Here is a 4312-nt window from a genome sequence, read left to right on the forward strand (position 1 = left end):
TATGAATAGGGAAAATCCAACAATTAGCATAATTATTCCGAGCCACAATCGAAGTTCTTCGCTGCGGCGCGCTCTTGATGCTTTGCACTCGCAGACTTATCCGATCGACCTGCTCGAAGTTATTGTAGTGGCAGATAGCTGCATTGACGATACTTTGGCAATGCTACAAGACTACAAAGCTCAGTTTAAACTGCAGGTGATCGAGGTAAATTGCCGGAGCGCTGCCATCGCCCGCAATACAGGAGCGGCTTCGGCTACCGGGCAATTGCTGCTGTTTCTCGACGACGACATCGAAGCGCTGCCGCCTTTGGTGGAAAGCCACGCGCGGGTTCACCGAGAGCGTCCGGGAGCGGCTGTCATGGGGCCATATCCGCCTAAGTTGCACGGAGGAACTAGGTTTTTTGACGTGGAAGTGCGCTCGTGGTGGGAAGAGAAGTTTTATCATATGAGCCAACCTGGTCACCGATTTACTTATCAAGATTTACTCAGCGGCAACCTTTCTTTGGATGCAGAATTGTTTGCTCGTCTAGAAGGCTTTGATTCGGCTTTCGGGAACTGCGGCGGGGAAGATTACGAGTTTGGGCTGCGTTTGCTGAAAGCTGATGTACCTTTTGCTTTAGCGGAGGATGCTGTGGGCTATCATTACGAACACGAAACTAACAATCTCGATCGCTCTTTCCGCCGATCTCGTCAGGAAGGGCGATCGGATGTTTTGATCGGCCGCCGACACCCGGAACTCAGACCGACGCTGCACATAAAAGACTACGAAACTCCTTATTTTTTGGTAGACAAGATTGTGGTGGCGCTCACGTTTTTCTGGCCGGCGGTTATGGATTGGCTGGCTGTGGGAGGCAGGAAATCTCTGGATTTGCTCGAAAGCTTGGGGATGCGGGAAACTTGGCGGTGGTTGCGGGCAAAATTGCGCGGTTATTGGTATTTGCGGGGTGTGATTGATGAGCTAAAAAGTCGCTCTGCTATTTCTAGTTTTATGCAAGGGGGCCCGGCCCGTTCTGATTTGGGCGGACATGAAATTAACATTGATTTGCAGCAAGGTTGGGAAGCGGCAGAAAGTCTGCTGGACGCGGAACGACCGGCTGGGGTTTACCTGTATTACGACCAACTAACAGTCGGCCATATTTTTCCGCAAGCGGGGGCGGAACCGCTGCGGGGCGCTCACTTGCGATCGATTCTGGCGCTTCACTTTGCTCAACCGCTGGCTGGGGCGATCGCGGTTAACGGTATGCCCCGCAGTGCTGAAACGCTTGAAGAAAAATCTTTAGTTGCTTTTGAAACTTACGAGTTAGCCATTAATAGCTAAGTAAATAGGTGCAAATAAAGATTACAGGATTCGGGCAGGTAAGTGCCTTCATCTTCTCGCTTATATCTCGTTATGCTTAGCTAAACTAGCCCCTAGAAGATATTTTTTTTCGTGCATATCTACTGAATTCGGGGAAGTTAAACCAAAAACTCAAACCTCAAAAGTTGGGAAATTGGAAAATTGCCACCCCAAACTTAAAAGCCCCAAGTCAAAACTTTTCTATCTAGTGCCCGCTGCAAAATTTTCAGGAGCAAGTTATGGCAATAAAAGTTATGGAGATTGAGTTTGCCGAACAGATTAATCCGATTAGGCAACTCGAACAATACGAAGGAGTTCGGATTTTAGTTCGCTACCGGGGACGGCCTCTGGGCTGGGCTTATGTTAGTAACAATCCCTGGGAACAAACAATTTCCGCTGAGCGAGTGCGACAAACAATTGTGGATCAGTTAGGAAAAGAGTTGGTGCGATCGACTTTAGGAGAGCAGTTCGGCGCTGTTTCTGAAGCAGTGGCGGATGGCGACCTGCCGTCAATTAGCGTTGTCATCTGCACGCGCGATCGTACAGATTTGCTCAAAGGCGCTCTGGAAGCTCTGCTCGCCCTCGACTATCCGCACCGCGAAATTATCGTTATAGACAACGCTCCTGCAAGCAGCAGCACCGCTGAATTAGTCGCGCGATTGCCGGTACGCTACGTCAAGGAAGAACGGCCAGGATTGGACTGGGCGCGCAATCGCGGGATCGCGGAAGCGCGGCATGAGATTATTGCTTTTACTGACGACGACGTGCGGCCCGATCGCGGTTGGCTGCGGGGTATTGCTTCGGCGTTTGCTGACCGAGAAATTATGGCCGTGAGCGGTTTAGTGGCTGCAGCCGAACTGGAAACCTTGCCACAACAGCAATTTGAACTGATATATGGCGGAATGCTGCAACACCTCGACTGCCACAAAACCAATGGTAACAAGCTTTCTGTGCCGGAGTTGCTGTGGGCGAGCAAATACGGCGTGGGGGCGAATATGGCTTTCCGGCGGCAAGTTTTCGAGGCGGTGGGCAATTTTGACGTTGCTCTCGATGTGGGGACTGCGACTCGCGGTGGTGGGGATATTGAGATGTTTCATCGGATTTTGGCTAAGGGATACTCGACTTTTTATGAGCCGAGAGCTTTTGTGTGGCACTTGCACCGGCGTAGCGCCGAGGCTTTGAGCAAGCAGTTGCAGGATAACGGGCGCGGTTTTGGGGCTTATGTACTCACGTGCTATCGCAACCGCACTGTGCCGCGCTGGGAAATTTGGAAATTTGCTATGTTTCAGTGGCTTGGTTGGTGGCTGGTGCGCCGCTTGAAGACTCCGGGTTTGCTGCCGCGCAAGTTGGTAGTCAGCGAGTTGCTAGGAGCTCTCGACAGTCCTTTTGCTTACAGAAAAGCGCAGTTGCAGGCGCAGCAGTTAGGTGAGATTGAGCCGGAAGAGCAGCTACAGTCTGAACCGCAGGAAGTTGCCGGAGGTGTGCGATGAGAAGTGTTCTAAAGCTGATTGACAGGCGCAAAATCGCTCATTTCTTCGATTTGCTGCGGGTGTTGGTCGATCGCGATATGAAATTACTATACAAGCGATCGGCTTTGGGGATTGCTTGGACTTTAATCAATCCGCTGTTGCAGTTAGCTGTATTTTCCTTTGTGTTTCGCTCTGTTATACCGATTAACATTCCGCAATTTTCTTCCTTTGCTTTCAGCGGTTTGTTAATCTGGAGTTGGTCTCAAACCGCATTATTTCAAGCAACGGGATTAATTACCAACAATAAAGCGCTAATCAGACAGCCGAATTTCCCCACGGCAATTTTGCCGGTAGTCACGACTATGACGGGGCTAATTCACTTTCTGTTAGCTTTGCCTGTGTTAATTATATTTCTGGCAATTGATGGCGTTCAGCCGAGTGCTGTGCTGTTTGTGTTGCCGCTGCTGATGGTTATTCAGTTTATTTTGACAGTCAGTTTGGCTTATCCCCTCGCCGCTTTGAATGTCACTTTTCGTGATACTCAGCACACTTTGGGCGTAGTTTTGCAGATGCTGTTTTACCTGACTCCGATTTTCTACGACCTCAACAGTGTCCCGAAACAATTTCAGCCTTTTTATCAGTTGAATCCTATGGTGCCACTGCTGGGAGCTTACCGCGCCATACTGCTCAAAGGTACGCAGCCGGATTGGCTGGCGCTGTTAATTGTTAGCTTGGTTGTGGCTGCTCTTTTGCCGATCGGACTGGGAATTTTTAGACGGCAAAGCAATACTTTTGTGGAGGAATTGTAAATGCGTCAAGCTATTGTGGTCAAGGGTTTGGGGAAACGTTTCAACCGCTACTCGGCCGATCGGCCTTATACGATTATGCAGGCAGCTTTGGCGGGTTTTCGGCAGATGAAACCGCAGGCGCGTTTTTGGGCGCTGCGGGATATCAATTTCACGGTTTCTCCCGGGGAAATGCTGGGAATTCTCGGCAAGAATGGCGCGGGAAAATCGACGCTGCTGCAACTTATCGGCGGTATCGGCCACGCTCAAGAAGGAACTATTGAAGTTAATGGCAGAATTGGCGGTTTGTTGGATTTGGGTGCGGGTTTTCACTCGGATTTAACGGGCAGAGAAAATGTGTTTGTGGGTGCGGTGGTGGCCGGTTTGACTCGTCGGGAAGCGGCGCGCCGATTTGATGATATTGTTGAATTTGCGGAATTGCAACAGTTTATTGATAGTCCGATGCGGACTTACAGTACCGGGATGCAAATGCGGCTGGCTTTTTCGGTGGCGGTGCACACCGATCCAGAAGTGCTGTTAGTTGATGAACATTTGTCGGTTGGTGATGTGGCTTTTCAAACTAAATGTTTGAACAGAATTACGGAGTTTAAGAATCAAGGATGTGCGATTGTTTTGATTTCTCACAACGCGGCGCAAATTCATAAACTGTGCGATCGGGCTTTGTGGCTGAAATCAGGTGAAATCGTGGCTTACGGGGAACC

Annotated in this window: 4 protein-coding genes; all 4 read left to right on the forward strand. The window is 50.0% G+C overall.

Going from position 1 to position 4312, the window contains the following annotated elements; all coding sequences use genetic code 11:
- Window position 1 precedes the first annotated feature (1 nt).
- Window positions 2-1318, forward strand: a complete 1317-nt coding sequence (locus tag QUA38_RS13370; RefSeq protein WP_333162475.1) for a glycosyltransferase family 2 protein — start codon at window positions 2-4, stop codon at window positions 1316-1318.
- 257 nt (window positions 1319-1575) lie between these two features.
- Entirely contained in the window at window positions 1576-2826 is a 1251-nt protein-coding gene (locus QUA38_RS13375; protein ID WP_333162477.1) for a glycosyltransferase, read from the forward strand.
- The gene (locus QUA38_RS13380) at window positions 2823-3614 is read left to right on the forward strand and encodes an ABC transporter permease (protein WP_333162479.1); all 792 of its coding nucleotides are present in this window, start codon (window positions 2823-2825) and stop codon (window positions 3612-3614) included. The genes QUA38_RS13375 and QUA38_RS13380 overlap by 4 nt, the downstream gene beginning before the upstream one ends.
- Window positions 3615-4312, forward strand: a 698-nt coding sequence (locus QUA38_RS13385) for an ABC transporter ATP-binding protein (RefSeq protein WP_333162481.1), incomplete at its 3' end; no start/stop codon positions are given.

This window comes from Microcoleus sp. Pol12B4 (assembly GCF_036701385.1).
Taxonomy (GTDB): Bacteria; Cyanobacteriota; Cyanobacteriia; order Cyanobacteriales; family Microcoleaceae; genus Microcoleus.